The 18,764-nt window shown below is 54.2% G+C and carries 13 protein-coding genes; 2 read left to right on the top strand and 11 right to left on the bottom strand.

What is annotated here, in order from left to right:
- Positions 1-56 precede the first annotated feature (56 nt).
- Positions 57-950 (top strand): AraC family transcriptional regulator, encoded by an 894-nt coding sequence (locus NSS83_RS32215; RefSeq protein WP_341347313.1) that lies wholly within the window; start codon positions 57-59, stop codon positions 948-950.
- Positions 951-1,432: 482 nt separating this feature from the next.
- On the opposite strand, the gene NSS83_RS32210 is transcribed toward NSS83_RS32215, so the two are convergent.
- Positions 1,433-2,860 carry a family 43 glycosylhydrolase gene (locus NSS83_RS32210; protein WP_341186616.1) on the bottom strand — a complete coding sequence of 476 codons (1,428 nt, stop codon included), beginning with the start codon at positions 2,858-2,860 and terminating at the stop codon, positions 1,433-1,435.
- Between the two features lie 50 nt (positions 2,861-2,910).
- Entirely contained in the window at positions 2,911-4,734 is a 1,824-nt protein-coding gene (locus NSS83_RS32205; RefSeq protein WP_341347312.1) for a family 43 glycosylhydrolase, read from the bottom strand.
- 225 nt (positions 4,735-4,959) lie between these two features.
- Between NSS83_RS32205 and NSS83_RS32200 the strand changes: the two genes are divergently transcribed.
- A complete protein-coding gene (locus NSS83_RS32200) occupies positions 4,960-6,102 on the top strand; it encodes a glycosyl hydrolase family 8 (RefSeq protein ID WP_341186618.1) in 1,143 nt (380 codons plus the stop codon).
- 130 nt (positions 6,103-6,232) lie between these two features.
- Here the strand turns inward: NSS83_RS32200 and NSS83_RS32195 are convergent, their stop codons facing one another.
- The 9 genes from NSS83_RS32195 to NSS83_RS32155 form a co-directional block, all read right to left on the bottom strand.
- Positions 6,233-6,523, bottom strand: a complete 291-nt coding sequence (locus NSS83_RS32195; RefSeq protein WP_341347311.1) for a hypothetical protein — start codon at positions 6,521-6,523, stop codon at positions 6,233-6,235.
- 101 nt (positions 6,524-6,624) lie between these two features.
- Entirely contained in the window at positions 6,625-8,244 is a 1,620-nt protein-coding gene (locus NSS83_RS32190) for a response regulator (protein ID WP_341348794.1), read from the bottom strand.
- A complete protein-coding gene (locus tag NSS83_RS32185; RefSeq protein ID WP_341347310.1) occupies positions 8,231-9,997 on the bottom strand; it encodes a histidine kinase in 1,767 nt (588 codons plus the stop codon). Before NSS83_RS32185 ends, NSS83_RS32190 begins: the two co-directional genes overlap by 14 nt.
- A gap of 81 nt (positions 9,998-10,078) precedes the next feature.
- Entirely contained in the window at positions 10,079-10,957 is an 879-nt protein-coding gene (locus NSS83_RS32180; protein WP_340757763.1) for a carbohydrate ABC transporter permease, read from the bottom strand.
- Between the two features lie 56 nt (positions 10,958-11,013).
- The gene (locus tag NSS83_RS32175) at positions 11,014-11,913 is read right to left on the bottom strand and encodes an ABC transporter permease subunit (RefSeq protein ID WP_209992448.1); all 900 of its coding nucleotides are present in this window, start codon (positions 11,911-11,913) and stop codon (positions 11,014-11,016) included.
- A 72-nt stretch (positions 11,914-11,985) separates the two neighbouring features.
- Positions 11,986-13,713, bottom strand: coding sequence for an extracellular solute-binding protein (locus NSS83_RS32170; protein ID WP_341186620.1), 1,728 nt, complete (start codon positions 13,711-13,713; stop codon positions 11,986-11,988).
- Between the two features lie 149 nt (positions 13,714-13,862).
- A complete protein-coding gene (locus NSS83_RS32165; protein WP_341347309.1) occupies positions 13,863-14,627 on the bottom strand; it encodes a helix-turn-helix domain-containing protein in 765 nt (254 codons plus the stop codon).
- 83 nt (positions 14,628-14,710) lie between these two features.
- On the bottom strand, positions 14,711-16,270 hold the full coding sequence (locus tag NSS83_RS32160) for an ABC transporter substrate-binding protein (protein ID WP_341347308.1): 1,560 nt from the start codon (positions 16,268-16,270) through the stop codon (positions 14,711-14,713).
- Positions 16,271-16,288: 18 nt separating this feature from the next.
- Positions 16,289-18,730 carry a glycoside hydrolase family 2 TIM barrel-domain containing protein gene (locus tag NSS83_RS32155; RefSeq protein WP_341347307.1) on the bottom strand — a complete coding sequence of 814 codons (2,442 nt, stop codon included), beginning with the start codon at positions 18,728-18,730 and terminating at the stop codon, positions 16,289-16,291.
- Positions 18,731-18,764 lie beyond the last annotated feature (34 nt).

Below are 18,764 nucleotides of genomic sequence, written 5' to 3'. Positions count from 1 at the left end.
ATCTAGCATATATTTGCGCGATATCAACACAATATGGCGATTCACAGGAGGACATCATGTACGAACACCGTTACCGGGAGAACAAGCTGCACGGCCAGCCGGAATTCCCCCTGCATATCTACCGGGTGGAGCATCAGGCCCGCGTGCATTCCATTCTTCCCGTCCATTGGCATAACGAAATGGAGATTATCTATCTGGCAGAAGGCAAGGCTACCTTCCATATTGAGAGCCGCGAGTTCGCCATTCAGGCTGGAGATGCCCTGATCGTCCACCCCGGTGAGCTTCATTCGGGTATGGACACCGCTATGGGCGGCACCTGTTATTATTCCATCGTGTTCAAAGGTTCCTGGCTGTCTTCACCGCAGCCCGACCGGGTACAGGAGCTGTTCCTGGACCCGGTTCTGCAAGGGAAGATACGGCTTCCTGCTATGTTATCTGCCGCAGATGCCGCCCACTCCCCGTTGCTTCAGCTGATCAGAGAGCTGTTAAGCCGCTATGAGCATCAATCTGCTGCATACGAAATGAGCCTGAAGGCGCTCCTGCTGCTGTTCATTGCAGACAGCTATCAATACGGGCTGACCGCACTGAACCCGGAGCCGGAACCCCGGCACGGCCGGGAATATAACCGGCAGATCCGGGAGGTGCTGAGCTATATGGAGACCCATTCCCGCGACCGGCTGGAGCTGGATCAGCTTGCCTCTGTGGTAGCGCTGAGCCGCTCGCATTTCTGCAAGTTTTTCAAGGCTCAGACGGGGATGCGCCCGATGGAGTATCTGAACTATATCCGCATCAGCCAGGCGGCCAGTCTGCTCCGCAGCGGATCATACAATGTGCTGGAGGCTGCGCTGGAGTCGGGCTACCAGCATGTCAGCTATTTCTCCAAGTGGTTCAAGCATTATATGAACATGACGCCCTCAGAGTACAAGGCACGGTATTCTTCCGGCGTGTAGTGTCCGGGGCATACTCCATTACCATCTAGTGTGTGTGGGCGGGAGCGGACAACAAATAGGCTCCGCCCTGTACGAGCTAGATTACTAGGCATGAGATTTCTTGCACCTGGCTGCAAGCCATGCGGACTCAGATGCCGCTATATTCCTGAAAACCGAAGAAATGAGCTTTTCACGGACTCAGTGGCCGTTAATTAACTGTTTCTATCTTATTTGGCTTCCATATCGCCCATTTAAGGTCCACTGAGTCCGTAGCTCGTGAATAATCACACTTTTGGACAAAATAGCGGCACCTGTGTCCGTGCACTACTTCAGATGTTGGAGCTAAGGCATAAGTTGCAAATGAGTGGAGCCAAATAGGAGGAACCCTCTCTGTCTTCAACTAACTATCCTCCATCCAATAGAGCAGCAGCGCCTGAGAGAGTTCTCGGGCGCTGCTGTTTGTCATGCTCTATTCCATTCCATCCCGTCCCGCCCGCGACCGCTTAAGCCAGCGTAAACGAAGCAAACTGCGCGCCGCCGCCCCCGGTATACGTGAAATACAGTGCCTGAACGCCGTCCGGAATCGCCACGTCCGCAGCATATTCTTTCCAGACATTCGTGAAGCCTACCGGAATAGAAGCAAGCGCAGGCCCGTCCCAAGCCGTCTTCACCTGGAACTCACCATGGCAATATCCCCGCACCTTAATGGAGACCCGGCTAACCCCCTTGCAGTCAAAATACTTGAACCCGGCGGTGGCCGACTCCGTCATATTGGCAATATAGCCCATCTCTTCTTCGCCGTCTCTGCCGTCCTGGGTGATTTTCGGGAACCGGCTGTCCATCCAGGCACCCACCTTGCCGAAGCCTCCAGTGTACATCTCCTGATCCTTGGTGAACAGGTGGCAGGCCAGATAAGCCGGATATTCACCGCGTCCTTCCAGCGGGCCGCCGTTCGGGCCGGAGGTTGTAATCTCCACCTGCGGGATGGTGCCGTCTTCACGGAACGTAATCGGCTCGATGCAGCCCTGGCGCGAGAACGCGGTTCCGTTGGTATGCCGGTGATAGAAAATATACCACTGCCCCTGAATCTCCACGATGCTGCCGTGGTTATTGCCGCCGTAATACATCGTCTGGTCCGCTGGCTTATACGTATCAATATGCAGATCACAGTTGCTCACAATGACCCCCTGATACACAAAATCCCGGGTAGGATGACTGCTCGTGGCATAACACAGCTCATGCATGGAAATGGAGGAATAGATCAGGTAGTAGATATCCCCTCTTTTGCGGATGGAAGGAGCCTCGAAGAACTCATAGCCCTCGAAGCCGGTTCCCTGGCTGTAAGGCTGGCTCGGTGCCACGAACACAGGCTCTTCAATAATCGTAAGCATATCGGGACCGAGTACAGTAGCCATCGCGCCGTGCCTGGACTTATCGCCATATCCGCAGAAGCCGGTGTACAGGTACGTGGTGTCGCCTTCGGTCAATACCCCCGGGTCAAACTGCGGCTCATCACCTTCCCGTTCGCCCAGACGCGTGCCGTCCCCGTAGGTTACATAGCCGTAGAATTCATATTTGCCGCCCGGCTTATCGCAGACCGCTACCGATACGAGAGAAACCTTGTCCAGTACATAGTAGAGATAGTAGCGCCCGTCCGGTCCCTGTGTCACATCCGGTGCATAGAGACACATGCTGCCTTCCGGGTTGAGCGGGTCATCTGTTGTCTTGTAGATCACCCCTTCATACTGCCAATCGCCCAGATTGTCCTCCGGCGCTGACCAGCAGACATAGTCGTTCAGACAGAAGGCATGTCCGTTGAACCGGTCGTGCGAGCCATAGACATAGACTCTTCCTTCAAAAACATAAGGTTCCGCATCCGGCACGTACTCCCAGGAAGGCAGATATGGGTTGAATCCTTGTTGTTGTGTCATTCTAACATCCTCCATTTGTTATATAGATTGTCGTTGTAAGTGTAGACTAGCTAAGTAAGCACAGTCACCTGCACCTTGCAGTCGGCGTAATCCGGATGTACATCTCTCTCCCCGGCCACATCAAGCAGTGGAACGCCGTTACTGTTGTAATGGACTCTGTGGATTGCCGAACATCTCGTTCCATGCTTCACCAATTGCTCTTCCCCGTGGTAGAGGACTAGCGTAGTACCGTCTGTATCCTGGAAAAAGGAATTATGCCCCGGACCGTACACCCCGTCCAGCGAATAATAAGAAAGTGCCGGCGTACCCGCCTTGCTCCAGGCGCTGGCATCCAGATAGTCTCCACCCCGTGGAATGCTTAACCAGCCCACTGCGTAGGTATATCCCGTTGCCGCCCCGCCGGAATAGGCAATATACACGGTATCTTCTGTAAGCAGCGGATACGGGCCTTCGTTATTAATCGTGCCCTGAACATTCTCCCAGCCCAGCAGCGGACGCGACAGCAGCACCGGCTCACTCGCTAATACCGCCGGGTTCGCTTCATCTACCGTGGCGATATACAGCATGGAGCCGGTATCCAGCGGCGTTCCGATTCCTTTGCGGTAAGACCAGACTACACAGGAGGTGCCGTCTGCTTTGAAATAAGTCATATCCAGCGTAATACCGTCTGCGGCTAATGGAGTACCGTCCATCCGCTTCACCCGGACCGGTGTGCTCCAATCCCCGGCCTTCATAATATCGCCGCCGGGGTTCAGCTTCATCAGATGGCATTGCGGCCCCCATACCTTGCCGCCAACGGCGAACAGGATGTACAGCTCCCCGCCGATGACATGGAATTCCGGCGCCCAGAAGGTCTGAATGAAGTTCAGCTCCTCATTAAGATCCAGTATAACGGCTTCCTCGAAGCCCGGAACGAATAGGTCCTGCAAGGTATCTGCCACGCGGACATAGATGCCGATATTATTGACATTGTCATTGGTAGCCAGGAAGTAATACCTGCCGTTCCAAGGGAGAATTACCGGGTCTGCATAGCCGCTTGCCAAAGGGAACGGTAAGTCATATGTGACTACCTTGCCATGTATGGTATGGGTTCCCGGCAAGGTGAAATCAATTCCTGCGGTATCCCAGTCCACCCGCTTATCGGCAATGGAGCCGTCCGAATACAGCGCTGTGGCTCTGACCTTCGCTAATTCCCCGGCGGAGCGGACACTGACCTGCTCTGCCACGCGAATACCGGTGTTATACACCGGGGTCCATGCTGCCTGTACCTTGCGGCCTGTGGGACCGTCCACTGTCAGCACATTCCCCGGACGGGTTCCGGGCAGCGGCCTAGCGGGCTGCTCTACCGTGTAAGCTTCTGCAGGCTCCGGCGGCGAGATCTCTTCCGGCTTCCGCAGGTCAGCCAGCCGGTTAACATAATAGTTGCCGTCGTTGTCCTGCCAGCGGATCTCATATCCTGCTCCTGTACTGTCCAGTGCGCAGACGGCTTCTTTTACATATCGTTCTTTATCGAGCCGGACAAGCCGCTGGGCATCGAAGGTCACCAGATCCGGCGAGGTCCACAGCAGAATCTGCCCTCTGCTCTCCCCGTCATCCTCCCCCGAGGAGGCGTCAACTCTTACCGCAACAATCCCGAAAGCACCATCCTGTGTGCGGAACAAATGGGGATTTTTGAGTCCTTTTTCATGGATCACATTCTTCTCATCCACGGTCGCCACGGCAAATAATAGGCCATAGTTCCGGTTAAGCGGCTGAAATTCATTATGATCATCTGTGCAGGCCATATGAACACTGTTGCTGAGGGACCCGGTGTAATCCTGGTTCGGTATGCGCGTGTAGACTGTAAATTTCATTAGCTCTGACACCTCATTCATAGCTCTATCACCCTTACCTTTTTATTCATCTTGCAGCGTATCCCTACCAGTATAGAGAAGCTTTTGGCGTGAAGTCCATGACATATAGACACCTAAGCTTGATCTATCCTTAGATTATGGTCAAGATCCGGAATCATCTATAAATTATCCGGAAAACGCTTTAATCTCTATACCGCCGCTTATGATATACTTGGGCAAAATCAAATTCACCTGGAGGATGTTATGATGAATACTACAGAGGGCTCTTTTTATACAGGAGAGTATAGAAATCTCTTTCTTGAGCACGGACTGCGTCCGGAGGCCATTCAGCAGCGGCTGGAAGATACCTGGAACGAAATGTTCTACGGTGCCCCTGATGTCCGGCTCTACCATACGATGGATGATGATAAGGGTTATATCGTAGATACAGGCAATACCGATGTGCGTACAGAGGGCATGTCCTACGGGATGATGATGGCGGTTCAGATGGATAAAAAAGAGGAGTTCGACCGGCTCTGGAAATTCGCCAAGGTCTTCATGCAGCATACGGAGGGACGTTATAAGGATTATTTTGCCTGGCAATGCAGGCTGGACGGTACAAGGCTGTCGCAAGGACCCGCCCCGGACGGAGAGGAGTTCTTCGCGATGGCGCTGTTCTTTGCTTCCAGCCGCTGGGGTGACGGGGCCGCGCCGTTCAATTATTCCGAGCAGGCCAGAATCATTCTCCGCGCCTGTGTGCACAAGGGAGAAGACGGGGAAGGCGATCCGATGTGGGACCCCGAGACCCGGCTGATTAAGTTCATCCCGGAGACTCCGTTCAGTGATCCCTCCTATCATTTGCCGCAATTCTATGATCTGTTCGCCCTGCAGGCAGATGAAGCAGACCGGGCGTTCTGGAAGGATGCAGCCGCCCGTAGCCGGGATTACCTGCACCTGGCCTGCCACCCGGTTACTGGACTGTCCCCGGAATACGCCAATTATGACGGAACTCCGGCTGAACCCCAGCCGCACGGGGATTTCCGCCACTTTTTCAGTGACGCCTACCGGGTCGCCGCTAATATCGGGCTGGACTATGAATGGTTCCGCTGCGATCCTTGGCAGGTAGAGCAGTCAAACCGCATTCAGGCGTTCTTCCGCGATATCGATCCGGCTGATTACCGGCGGTATACGATTGACGGGCAGCCGTTTGACGAGCCTTCCCTGCATCCAGTCGGCCTGCTGTCCACTCTGGCCATGGCCTCGCTCGCCGCCGACGGCCCGGATGCCGGGCACTTCGTCAAGCTGTTCTGGAACACCCCCCTGCGCACCGGAGAACGGCGCTATTATGACAACTGCCTGTATTTCTTCACCATGCTGGCACTGAGCGGGAATTATCGGATTTATAAGTAACGGTAAGCAGCTTGAAGCAATCCGCCCATCTAAGACGAAATTGAAAAATGAGGAGCACTTGTGCTGCACAAGTGCTCCTCATTTGCTCGTTTTGCCCGTATTTTAGCAAATTCAAGTGCACTTGTGCTCCTCATTTACTCATTTTGCCTGCACCTACCATATCCAGGCACTCCTTTAGCCCAAGCCCAGCCCCACCAAAGGGATTTATCCCTCTCATTTCACCATTTACTCTACTTCCAGCCCCACCAAAGGGATTTATCCCTTTCATTTCACCATTTACTCTACTTCCAGCCCCACCAAGGGGATTTATCCCTTTCATTTCACCAGTTACTCCACTTCCAGCCCCACCAAAGGGATTTATCCCTTTCATTCGCCCGTCAGGCCGACTTTGGGCTGCATTAATGTAATTTATCCCTCTCATTTACTCTCCTCAACGAACAATCGCTCCCCCGGACGATGGAGGCAACGCCATCCATCCCGAAGGAGCGACTTTCTTATATCCTATTCTACTATCCTATCCATTCACCCCCCCACCATATCCGCACGGTATTCCTGCGGCGTGGTTCCAGTCCATTTTTTGAATACCCGGGTGAAGGATTGCGGGGTGACGTAGCCGATCAGCGAGCCGACCTCGGCGACCTTCAGCTCCCCTCTGCGCAGCAGCTCCTTGGCCTGGCGGACGCGCATATCCTCGATGTACTCGGACAGATTGATTCCCCGTTCCTGCTTGAACAGGCGGGACAGGTAGGAGGGATTGAAGTGGATCACATCGGCCAGACGGACCAGCGACAGGTCCTGGTCGAGATTCTCTTCTATATATATGCAGATCCGGTCGATGACACCCGCTGCCCGCTTCTGCTCCCCGCTCTTCCTGACAGAGAACAGCAGCTCTGCCGTGTCCCGAAGATATTGGAAGGCTTCGCCCAGCGTCCGGTGGACCTCAAGCTGCATCAGCCCGCTTGCCCCGATCTCCTCGTCCGCTTCCCATCTGTTTGTATACGACATGAGCATCAGCGCAATGGTGTAATACAGCTCGGTCAGATAAGGATTGCCCCGCGTGCATTCCTGCCCTGCCGGTTCAGCCATCTCCCCGAACAGCTGGAGGAACTCCTCCTTACGGCCCGCCTCCAGATGTGCAGCCAGGGTCTCCACCTTGTCACGCAGGAAGCGGTCACGCACGGTATCCGGCACCGCTGCTTCATTCAGCTGCACCTTCTGCACCATCCGCTCCCCATCTCCGGCCCGGTAATGCTGAACCTGCCTCGCTTTATCGTACACAAGCGGAAGCCTGGACCAGGCAGACTCCTCCGCACTGAGGGTGATGGCCATCCCGACCTCCAGCGATTCCCGGCACGACTGCTGAATCAGCTCGAAGGTGCCTTCCAGGAATTTAATCATCTGCTCCAGATCCTCCGGCTGCGAAGCCTCTCCCGTACCGCCCGGCTGAATCAGCCAGATCAGGTCACCGTACCGGTCGATGACCCCAAGGCTGACCGTCCGCTCCTTCAGCAGCTTCTCCGACAGGAACTTCACCGCGAGCGCCGTCTCCCGGCGGTCCATATACGTGCGTGAGGATTCAGGATCACTGATACTGCCCAGTGCGATCAGGACCGGCCGCGAAGCATCCAGCGGAATGTTCAGACGGACGAAGTCCCCGGCCATATCCTGATCCGCCTTGACGCTGTGAATGAGATGGCGGAAATAATCGCCCTGCGCCAAGGTCTCCAGTGTGTTAAGCTGCTCCTTGGATTCACGGATCAGATCATTCACCTGCATGGTGTCGTTCAGCTCCTGGAGCGCACGCATTACCGCCTCAATCAGCTTCGGATAGCCTTCATTCTTGAGCACATATTGGACGCCCGGAGCCTGAATCGCCTGGTAGACATAATTGAAGTCGCTGTGTCCGGTCAGGAAGACGATTTTGCATTGCGGCCAGCTCCGGCGGATATGCTCCATCAGCTCCAGCCCGTCCATCTCAGGCATGCAGATATCAGACAGAACAATGTCCACCCGGGTCCGGTGCAGCAGATTTAGCGCTTCGCGGCCCGAGTAGGCCTTGTAGATGTCCAGCTCAAGCTCCATTTTGCCGAAAATAACTGCCAGTCCATCTGTGATTATCTCTTCATCATCAACGATAAGCATCCTGTACACCAGCATTCTCACCTCCAGCTCTAAGAAGGATGGTTACCCTTAGTCCGCCCAGCTCACTCCGGTCCGCCAGCAAGCCACTCTCTTCCCCGAAGGTAATACGGATGCGCCGGTGAATGTTCACCAGGCCCGTGGTCTCCGCCTGCTCCCGATAGACATTAAGGGACTCTTTCAATTGCTCTAGCGTATCATCACTCAGCCTATCCCCGTTATCCTCGACGATAATGCGGATGTCCGGGCCTTCCTGGGCGAAGCGGATAATGATCAGGCCCTCCATGGATTTCTTTTCCAGGCTATGCTTGAACGCGTTCTCAATAATCGGCTGCACAATCAGCCGCGGAACGGCCACCTTCTTCAGCTCCTCGGACAAAGCATCGAACCGGACTCCAATTCTGCGGGAGAAGCGCATAGCCTGAATCTCTGTATACATTCTTGCATGGTGAATCTCCTGCTCCAAGGACACCAGATCGGAAGCGTTACGGGTGACAAACTGGAAGTATTCGCCGAGCATTGTAGTAAGCTGTTCGATCCGTTCGGTATCGCCGGTCTTCGCCATCGTGTTCAGAATGAAGAAGCTGTTATACAGAAAATGCGGGTTAATCTGTGACTGCAATTGCTTCAGCTCTGCCCGCTGGGCCATAATCTTCTGCTTGTACACCTGATCAATCAGGGAATGCAGATTGCTCACCATCTGGTTGAAGCGGCTGTACAGATAACGGAATTCATCCTTCGACTCATGCTGGATATGAATATCCAGATCGCCCTGCTCCATTCTCCGGAAGCTTTTCACCAGCGTCAGCATCGGCTTATGAATGAACTTGTAGGTCGACAGCGCAAAAGCAATAATGATGGCAAGCGCAGCCACACCAAACACCCAGGCCCAGGTATAGAATTTGCTAAGCGGATTCTTGATAATGTCCTCCGGGATGATCCGGTAAATGGACAACCCAAGCTCTTGTGAGCCGGTCTGGACGATATAATACGGCGCGCCGGCGATCCTCAGCCTCTCCCCGGAGGCCACCGTACGGATATCCCGGGCATACCGGGACGGCTCCGCCTGCGCCAGCTCGCCGGTCATGCTGTAGAGCGCGAATCTCGCACTATCGGAGAGCAATAGCGTTCCACTGCCGGGATACGTATTGAATTGGCCCAGCGCCGCCCGCAGCTCCTGGGTGTCCAGCTCAATCTCGACCGTCAGCAGCGGCTCCGCACCCTTGATGCCCCGCTGCTTCATCGCACTGAGATACAGGCCGCCATCCCACTCAATCACCTGGGAACGGCGGTCCCCGAAGACCGAGCGGATCTCGCGGAAGCGCTTCAGTTCAATCTCACGCACACCGCCGACCGATGAGATAGTCCGGCCTATAGTCATGATATGCACCCTAACGTCCTTGATATACGTGCTGCTGTTCTGCACGATGAACAGCCGTTTCATCAGTGAATTCAGATTCTCCGTGCGGTCAATGGTCGGCAGCGTCTCCCAAGTCAGGGCCAGCTTGTTCAGATCCTCATCCTCCAGCAGACTGTACTGCAGCAGCTTCATCCGCTCGATCTCATTCTCCATATCATTTAAGTAAAAGACGGTCTGGGCGCTGGCCGAGCTTCGGATATCGCTGCTGGCCGTTTGCATAATCCATTGATACAGATAGGCGGCGAAGACAAGAATAGGCAGCATAATGAGCAGAAAGGTCACGATCAGCCGCAAAAATATCGTATTGCGCAGTGAGTAATCCTTTTTGAACAACAATCCCAGGCCCCCAGCAATCATTTTCACCATTATAGCCTGAATCCGGGGGAAGCCGCAGACTTATGCATAACTTCCGGGAGGTTAACCTTTGACACTGCCGAGTACAATTCCCTTCACGAAATATTTCTGCAGAAACGGATAAGCCAGAATAATCGGCAGGGAGCCGAGGAAGATCTGGGAGGACTTCAGCGTCCGGTCCGAGATCAGCGCCAGATCAAGCATGGCATCACGCGACATATTCGACAGGTTCTGCTGGATTACAATCGTCTGAATATAGCTTTGCAGCGGATAGTTGGCCGGATTCCCCATAAGCAGCAGGCCGTCGAACCAGCTGTTCCAGTGCTCCACCATCGAGAATAAGGCCAGTGTTGCCAGCGCGGGCTTTGAGATCGGCACGAAGATGGACCAGACCGTCCGGAAATGGCCGGCCCCGTCAATCAGCGCTGCCTCTTCCAGCTCCTTCGGAATCTCCCGGAAGAAGTTAAGCAGCAGCACTACGCTGAACACAGGAACGGCGCCGGGCAGTACCAGTGCCCAGATGGAATCCAGCAGGCCATACTCCTTGAGCGTCGTATACCAGGGGATCAGCCCGCCGTTGAACAGCATCGTGACGAAGAAGGCCCAGGCATAGACGCTGCGGAACCGCAGAGCGTGCGATTCCTTAGATAGCGGGTAAGCGACAAGGATCGTTAACAGAAGATTCAGCGGTGTGCCGATGCCGATCCGCGTCAGGGAGACCAGCATCGACTGCCAGAATTCCGTGCGGCTCATCGTGTACATATACGAGGCGAACGTGAAGTCTACCGGCCAGAGCCTGACATAACCTGCGGAGGCTGCCGCGCTGGAGCTGAAGGACACCGCTATAATATGAATGAGCGGCAGGATACAGAGCAGTGAAACCAGAATCAGAAAGGTTGCGTTGAGTACCGCAATCCCGTCAAAGCGTTTTTTGGGGCGAATGGGAGTCCATTCCTCCGGTTTGGGCGTTAGCTGTTGCTCCAAGGGTACTCCCTCCTCTAGAAGATCCGGTATTTGGCAAAACGGTAAGCCAGGAAATACGAGCTGGAAATCAAGGTGAGCGATATGATTGATTTAAAGAAGCCGACGGCAGTCGCTACGCCGTATTGGGCGTCCAATAGACCGATCCGGTAGACGAAGGTATCCAGGATATCCCCGCTCTCGTAGACCTGCGGACTGTACAGATTGAAGACCTGATCGAAGCCCGCATTCAGCAGTTGTCCCAGACTGAGTACCGACAGCAGGACGATGACCATACGTATGCCCGGAATGGTAATATGCCAGGTCTTGTGCCAGCGGTTGGCGCCGTCAATGGTAGCTGCTTCATATAACCCGGGGTCAATGCCCGTTATAGCCGCCAGATATACAATCGTGCCGTAGCCGAAGTTCTTCCACACATCCGAGGCAATCAGCGTAAAGGGGAACCAGTCATTGTCGCCGAGGAAAAAGATCTTGGAGACGCCGAACCATCCGAGGAATTCATTCACAATCCCGCCCGATGGAGACAGAATATCAATCAAGATGCCGCCAAGCACAACCCAGGACAAGAAATACGGCAGATAAATCGCTGTCTGCACGGACCGTTTGATCACATTACTAGCCAGCTCGTTCAGCAGAATTGCGAACACCAGCGGAATAATCAGGCCCAGAATCAGCTTAAGACTCGAAATAAACAGCGTATTCCACAGCACCTGTGTGAAGCTTGGCAGGTTCATCACATATTCGAAGTTATCCAGGCCCACCCACTTCTGATCCCCGAACAAGCCCTTGGCAGGGATGAATTTCTGGAACGCGATCATGACACCGGCCATGGGGACGTAGGAGAACAGAATGATCATCACCAGTCCCGGCAAAAGCATCAAATGAAGCGGCAGTTCTTTTCGCAGTTTTGCTCTCATCGTTATCCTCCACATCTGCAGGCAAGAATGGAATGGAGGAAGAAAAGGTCTTTTTCTTCCTCCAGGGGCGCCTTATTTCTTAGTCGCTGCGTACCATTCGTTGACCTCTTGCGTAATTTGATCGCCGCCCAGCTTCTTCCAGTCCTTCACGAACTGGTCGAACTTATCGATAGGATCACCCAGAATGATTTTGACAAACATTTCATTCTGCTGCTTCTCAAGCGTTGTCTTGCGCTCAACCATGGTCGGAGTCGGAGCGCCGACGAACTTCTCCTGAATGAACTGGTCATTCTTGATGTACTGGTCAGCTATGCCCATGGAGCCCTGCTCGCCGTAGATCCGCTCCCAGCCCCATAGTGCGAAGCCTTCTGTTGAGCCTGAAGCATAGGATTCCAGTTTCTCCTGAATTGTCTTGGCCTCGCCCTTCAGAGTCGAGAAATCTCCGGCCTTGCGGGCGGCATCAATCTCACGGAACGCGTCTACGTTCTTCGTTACCGGATACGGGGTAACCGGAGACAACTGCCACACGCTCTCCGCTTCCGGCGGTGCGAAGTACTTATCGAATTCGGCCGTCTCGCCCCAGTTCTTCTCCAGATGCAGGTTGAACAATTTGATCACCGCTTCCGGATGGGCGGCGCCCTTCTTGACCGCGAAGAAGCGGGTGGTGCTGAACTTCAGCGGCACCTTCGGCGTGTCGCCCGATTCCGAGACAATCGGGAAGGCCTGCCACTGGGCCTTGGGATCATTGTCACGGTTAAGCTGCAGCGGCCAGATGGAGTTCCACTGCTCGCCGTATTCCATCCCGATCTTCCCGGCCGAGATCAGCTCGGAGACCTTGCCCCCGTCCTTGACGCCGAACTCCTGGTCCAGCTGCCCCTTCTTGGCCATATCCTGCAGCACTTGGAGCGCTTTCTTCACTTCCGGCTGAATGCTGCCGTAGACCAGCTTGCCCGTTCCGTCATCCAGCCAGATGTTCGGATAGGCATTATACCCGGCCATGAAGCCCTCCAGCCCCATCGCCCCGCCCCACAGATCCTTGGTAATGCCAAGGCCGTAGGTGTCCTTCTTTCCGTTCCCGTCCGGGTCCTTATCCGCGAAGGCTTCAGAGATCGCAAGCACATCCGCCATCGTCTTAGGCGGCTGCATCCCCAGCTTCTCCAGCCAGTCGGTACGAATCCAGATATACATCGACCGTTCGATGGAGGACTCCAGGCTCGGAATGGCCATCAGCTTCCCGTCAAAGGTCGCGGCATCGAACACACTCGTTCCTTCTCCCGACAGCACCTTCTTGGTGAACGGGGAAGCATACTTTTCATATAACGCCGTCATATCCTCAATCTGGTCTGAATCGGCCAATTGCTTCAGCTGGGTGGCGTTGACCGGCGTTACATCCGGCAGATCGCCGGAGGCCAGGGTGACATTGATTTTCTGCAAATATTGATCCGAGGTCTGGCTGCCCTTCACAATCCAGTTATATTTGATCTTGATGCCGAGCTGATCCTCATACAACTGGGTCCAGCGGTTATTATCAATCGTCTCGTCCTTCAATACGCCAAGCACGTTATTCTCTACCACATCGCCCAGATCTCTGACGAACGATACCTCAATCGGAGGATCATATTTGCCGAGCGGGCTCTCATCTACAGCTGCGTTTGGCTTCGGATCATTACCGGCTGCCGCTTCCTTGCCGCCGTTACCGGATTCCAGCTTGCCCGAGCAAGCGGACAACAGCAGTGCAGACAACAACAGGATGGAAGTACTCTTCAGTAGGCCCGGACCTTTTCTTGTACCTGTGTTCATAGTCAACCCCCAGTTCAATTATTGTGGTCTTTATTTTGGTTACGCTTTCATTATGGGGGAGGCATCTATTTATTGACAACGCTCACATTTTTACTTCACTTAACCGGCATTGACATAATCCCGGATGCAGCGGTTTAACTGCGCTTATCTTACAGCTCCAGCCCTCCAGCTCCGGTTGCTTCTTCGCCACTCGCCGGATACTCCGGTTTGCTCTCATCACGGTAAGCGCCCGGCGTCATTCCTGTATACTTCTTGAAGACTTTAGTGAAATAATGCTTGTCCTCGAACCCGACCTTCTTGCCGATGGCGTTTGCGGATAACCGGCCATGGGACCTGAGCAGCCTCTGAGCCTCCTTAATCCGAAATCCGTTCAGATAATTGACAAACGTATCGCCGGTCACTCTTTTAAACAGACTGCTGATATATTTCGGATGAAGATTCATCAATTCCGCCAGATGGTTGAGCGACAGATCGTTCATATAATGGGTTTTGGTATAGGCTAGAATGCGCTTCGCATGGTTCGAATACTCCGGATCGGCTTCAGAGGGAAGCTCCTGTTCAATCCGCTCCAGCAGAGCGGCAATCTCATCCTTACCCAGCGGCTTCAGCAGATAATCCACCACCCCCGTGCGGAGCGCTCTGCGGACATATTCAAATTCATCGTAGCCCGTCAGAATAATGAAACGGTCGCAGAGTCCGCTCTCCCTGGCCGCCTCGATGAGCTCGAAGCCATTTTTCTCCGGCATATGAAGATCTGTAATGGTCACATCCGGCATACAGTCTATCATGAGCTCCAAGGCCTCAAACGCATTGTCCGCCCTGAAAACCTCCGTCCCGAGCGGAGCCGCCTCCCCGATAATCTTCACCAGCCCGTTCAGAATCAGCGGTTCATCATCTACAATCAGTACTCTCATGTTTGCCATTCCTCCTGTTGTAATGAGTATCGTCTGACGAAAAATAAGGTAGAGGCTCATCGCCTCTACCGGTTGTCCCTGATTTACTTGAATAGCTCCTTTTTCTTCTGATACGTATCGTTGGCCCAGTCTACCAGTTGCTGCAAGCCCAGACTCTCGGCCGTTTTCACCAGATTCTCGTAATTGGCTACTGCCTCCGCTTCAGAGCCTGCCAGATAGATCTTGACCTTCTCATTCTTAATCATCTCGTCGATTTTGGTCTTGAGCGTCTTCTCCGCAGAATCCGGCTGCGTCTGAATCAGGCCGAGCGCCGGCTTGTAGGTTGTGATCGCCTTTGTCTCCATCAGCGCCTGTGTCTTCTGCTTGCCCGGCACATATCCTCTCATGCCCTCCATGACACCGTCATTGTACAGCACCCACCAGCCGATGCCGCTGGCATTCATGAAGTCCTGATCAGACGAATCATACTTCAGATCCGGGTGTCCCTCTTCATTCCACGTCCAATGCTCGCCCTCTACCCCGAACATCGTCAGCTTCTTCCCTTCGTCGCTGGCCAGATATTGCAGAAGCTTGATCGAGGCCTCCGGGTCCTTATTCTTCTTGGTGATGAAGGTGCCGGCGAAGCCCAGTCCTGTGCTTACCTTCTTCGCTTCTTTGGTCAATGCGCTCGGCAGCATTTTGAAGGTAAACGTACCGTTGTTTTTCTTAATGGCGCTGTTGTCCGTATCCGCAGTACCTACGGTGTGACCGTGGGCGAACGCTTTGCCGCTTGTCGCATATTGCTCGTCAATCTGATCATTGGCAAACGCAAAGTTCTCAGCCAGAATGTAGCCACCCCGGTACAAGCTGTTCATGAATTTGAAGAACTCCAGCATTTGCGGCTGTCTGATGAAATAATCCACTTTCCCGTCATGCTCGTACCAATTGTCAAACAGGGCCTCAGCACCGAACTGCTGGAGAAAATACTGCTCGATCCAGTTCTTGTCCAGCACCAGCGGCACCATGTCGGGATACTTCTCCTTGACCATACCGAGCACCTTCACGAAGTCATCCAGTGTCTTGATTGGGGGATTCCCAAGCTCCTTCAGGATATCTTCACGCACCGCAATCCCCGGATTGCCGTCCCCGCCAAGCGCAAATTTATTCTTGGACATCTCTTCCTGGGTGGCGAAGGCATTGCGGACCGTATAGAAGTTGCCGTCATCCATCGTATTGATCGCAATTCGGGTGGCATCCAGCTTGAAGTCCGGCGCATACTTCTCGATCAGCTCATTCCACGAATACGACAGCTTGGCATCGGACATCCGGCCTACGTTGCTGGAGGTGAGCACCAGATCCGGCAGATCGCCTGAAGCAATCATCAGCGGGAGCTGCTTGTCGTCTGTGGCCACGGTTACATTCAGCTTAACGCCCGTCTTCTCGGTGATTTTCTCCGCAATCGGCCCTTTCCAGTCCTTGGTTGCCCACCAGGGAAAATCAATGAACAAGGATAATTCCTTCACAGCTCCAGCTCCGGCTGTTGCGGCAGCTTCCCCCTGTTTGGCATCTTCGCTATTGCCTCCGCCACAAGCGGACAATAGTCCCAGCGTCAAGGTAACTGCCATGGTTGCCGCAAGCGTCTTGCGGCTTGTTGTCTTTGTCAATGTAATCCCTCCATAGTATTAATTCACAGGAATATCCAGGCTAACCGGCTCCAGCCCGTCAACGCTGACTGTCAGCGTGGAGATTCCCGGCTCAACCCCTGCTCGGACAACGGCCAGCAGTCTGCCTTTGAAGGAAGTGAACCGGCCGGTAGTATAATTCTCGGTCGTCTGGGGTCTGCCGGTGCCGAAGCCAGCCAGTGTAGCCGCACCTTGTACCCGTGCCTCTGCCAAAAGCGAGGCCTCCGGCACCCAATTACCGGCACCGTCGATGATCTCAACAACCGCGTAACAGAGCGATTGCCCATCTGCAGCAAGCTCTTTTTTCTCCGGAACAATGCGGATGCCCGCCGGCTCTCCGGCCGAGTGGAGCACATCGCTTGAAACTTTGCTGTCCTTGGTATAACTCACAGCCTCCAAGGTGCCCGGAATATAGGTAAGAACAAATCGCGCCTTGAAGCGGTTAACCTTGCCTGCGGGTTGCCTGCCCAAGCTTACACCGTTCAGAATGAGCTCGACTTCCTCAGCTGCCGAGTAGACATCGACAGTAACAGGTTCGCCTTCATACCCGATCCAGCTCCAGGCATGCTCGCATTCCGTCCAGCCCCATCCGCTAATCAGCTCGGTTTTGCCGTAGTTTTCAGGACGGTGTGAAGCAATGAAGGTTTCGTCAGAACCCCAGACAATCCGCCGGTAAGCAAGCTGGGGGCGCGCGAAGCCGCACAGATCGAAATCCGCGTCGTAGGACAGGCGCCATGGATACGGGGACTCATGTAAGGTTTTACGCCGTTCGTCCGCCTCATGAGGTTCCGCATATATCGTCTTGCCCAGTCCGGCCTCCCCGATGTAATCGAAGCTGGTCCAGTTGAAATCGCCGATAATATAAGGATGGCGTTCTACACCTTCCCAATATTGATCCATATCTCTGGCTATACTCTCGGTCGAGCAGATCACCCGGTCAGGATATTTATGGGCAGCGGCAGCGAATTGATGAATCAGATAGTTATAGCCCACAATATCGAGCGGAGCGCAGAAGGCTTCGGTATAGCCGTCCCATACCTGCTTGCCGAACTCCGTGTCAAAATTGACGAAGCCTGCCGACTCCTTCGGCGGGTTCTTGAGATCATCATAGAACCGCTCCTGATCCTCATCCTCCAGTCCGCTGAAGAAGGTGCATACCGCGTTGGTAACCGGACGGCTCGGGTCCAGCTCTCTAACCCATGCCGTGAGCCGGGCAGCCCACTCATATCCGCCGGACAACCCTCCGCGCTCATTGACTTCATTGCCTGTTGACCACATGATGATGCTGGGATGATTGCGGTCACGCCGCATAAATGCTTCGATGTCAGACTTCCAGTTGCGCTCAAAATACAAACTGTAATCATGCGGATTTTTGTCCATCGTCCACATATCGAAGGCTTCATTCATCACAAGCAGGCCCAGCCGGTCGCAGGCATCCAGCATATCCCTGGATGGCGGATTGTGGGCGCAGCGGATGGCATTGTATCCGTTATCCTTGTGCAGCTTCATTTTGCGGTACTCGCTGTCTCTGTAGGAAGCGGCTCCAAGAATCCCGTGATCGTGGTGCACACAGCCGCCTTTCAGTTTGACCGTGCGCCCGTTCAGCATCAGGCCGTTCTTCACATCAACACTGAGCGTACGGATGCCAAACAGAGTGCTGTCGCTGTCATAGTGCCTGTCGCTCCCATTCAAAGATGCGGTAATGCGGTACAGAAACGGGGCATCAATATCCCAACATTCGGCATGGTCAACCGCGACCGTCACCCGTCCAACAGCTTTCCCGGCCGCAGGTACATAGACCTGCACTCTTCCGTTTCCCGCCTCACCCCCTCCGGCTTCCTTCTCCAGCTTGAGGTCCACCCATACACTGGCTGGAGTATCCGCATGATTCGCTACCGTTGTCTCCACAATAATGAACGCTGTGCCGCCCACGATATGCGAGGTGCGGGCATAGATTCCCCATGGTACGATATGCAGCTTCGGACTGGTTAACAGATCGACATGGCGGTATAGGCCTGACCCCGTGTACCAGCGGGAGTTGGGCTGTGCGGCATTATTCACCGTCACCGCGAGCCGGTTCGGATTACCGGGCCTCATATAAGGCGTGAGGTCAGCATGGAATGGCGTATATCCGTAATGATGCTGGGCTACGGTATGCCCGTTGAGTACCACAGTGGTGTTCATATACGCGCCGTCGAATTCGACCAGCACTCTTTTTCCCTCAGCCTCGGCCGGGATATCCAGCATCTTGGTGTAAGTACCGATTCCGCCGCCGTAATATCCGGTTGCTCTCCCGCCGGGAGCCTCCGCCCACGTATCCGTTTCAATCGTGAAGTCATGCGGCAGATGAACGATTCTCGCCTGCCCGTTTTCCTTGCTTTGAATGTGAAACGGCTTCCCGTGTTCAAACTCCCAATTCCGGTCCAGATTCTCTCTAAGCAATGTGTATCTCTCCCTGTTTTGTTTTCAGCATCCT

It is taken from the genome of Paenibacillus sp. FSL H3-0469, from assembly GCF_038051945.1.
Classification (GTDB): Bacteria; Bacillota; Bacilli; order Paenibacillales; family Paenibacillaceae; genus Paenibacillus_AQ.
The sequence above is the reverse complement of the archived record's forward strand: the minus strand, read 5'-3'. Positions and strand labels throughout refer to the sequence as shown.

What these genes read in the sequence shown, in the direction of transcription:
- NSS83_RS32215 (WP_341347313.1), top strand. Translation starts at nt 57, where the DNA reads ATGTACGAACACCGTTACCGGGAGAACAAGCTGCACGGCCAGCCGGAA.
- NSS83_RS32210 (WP_341186616.1), bottom strand. Translation starts at nt 2,860, where the DNA reads ATGACACAACAACAAGGATTCAACCCATATCTGCCTTCCTGGGAGTAC.
- NSS83_RS32205 (WP_341347312.1), bottom strand. Translation starts at nt 4,734, where the DNA reads ATGAATGAGGTGTCAGAGCTAATGAAATTTACAGTCTACACGCGCATA.
- NSS83_RS32200 (WP_341186618.1), top strand. Translation starts at nt 4,960, where the DNA reads ATGAATACTACAGAGGGCTCTTTTTATACAGGAGAGTATAGAAATCTC.
- NSS83_RS32195 (WP_341347311.1), bottom strand. Translation starts at nt 6,523, where the DNA reads ATGAGAGGGATAAATTACATTAATGCAGCCCAAAGTCGGCCTGACGGG.
- NSS83_RS32190 (WP_341348794.1), bottom strand. Translation starts at nt 8,244, where the DNA reads ATGCTTATCGTTGATGATGAAGAGATAATCACAGATGGACTGGCAGTT.
- NSS83_RS32175 (WP_209992448.1), bottom strand. Translation starts at nt 11,913, where the DNA reads ATGAGAGCAAAACTGCGAAAAGAACTGCCGCTTCATTTGATGCTTTTG.
- NSS83_RS32170 (WP_341186620.1), bottom strand. Translation starts at nt 13,713, where the DNA reads ATGAACACAGGTACAAGAAAAGGTCCGGGCCTACTGAAGAGTACTTCC.
- NSS83_RS32165 (WP_341347309.1), bottom strand. Translation starts at nt 14,627, where the DNA reads ATGAGAGTACTGATTGTAGATGATGAACCGCTGATTCTGAACGGGCTG.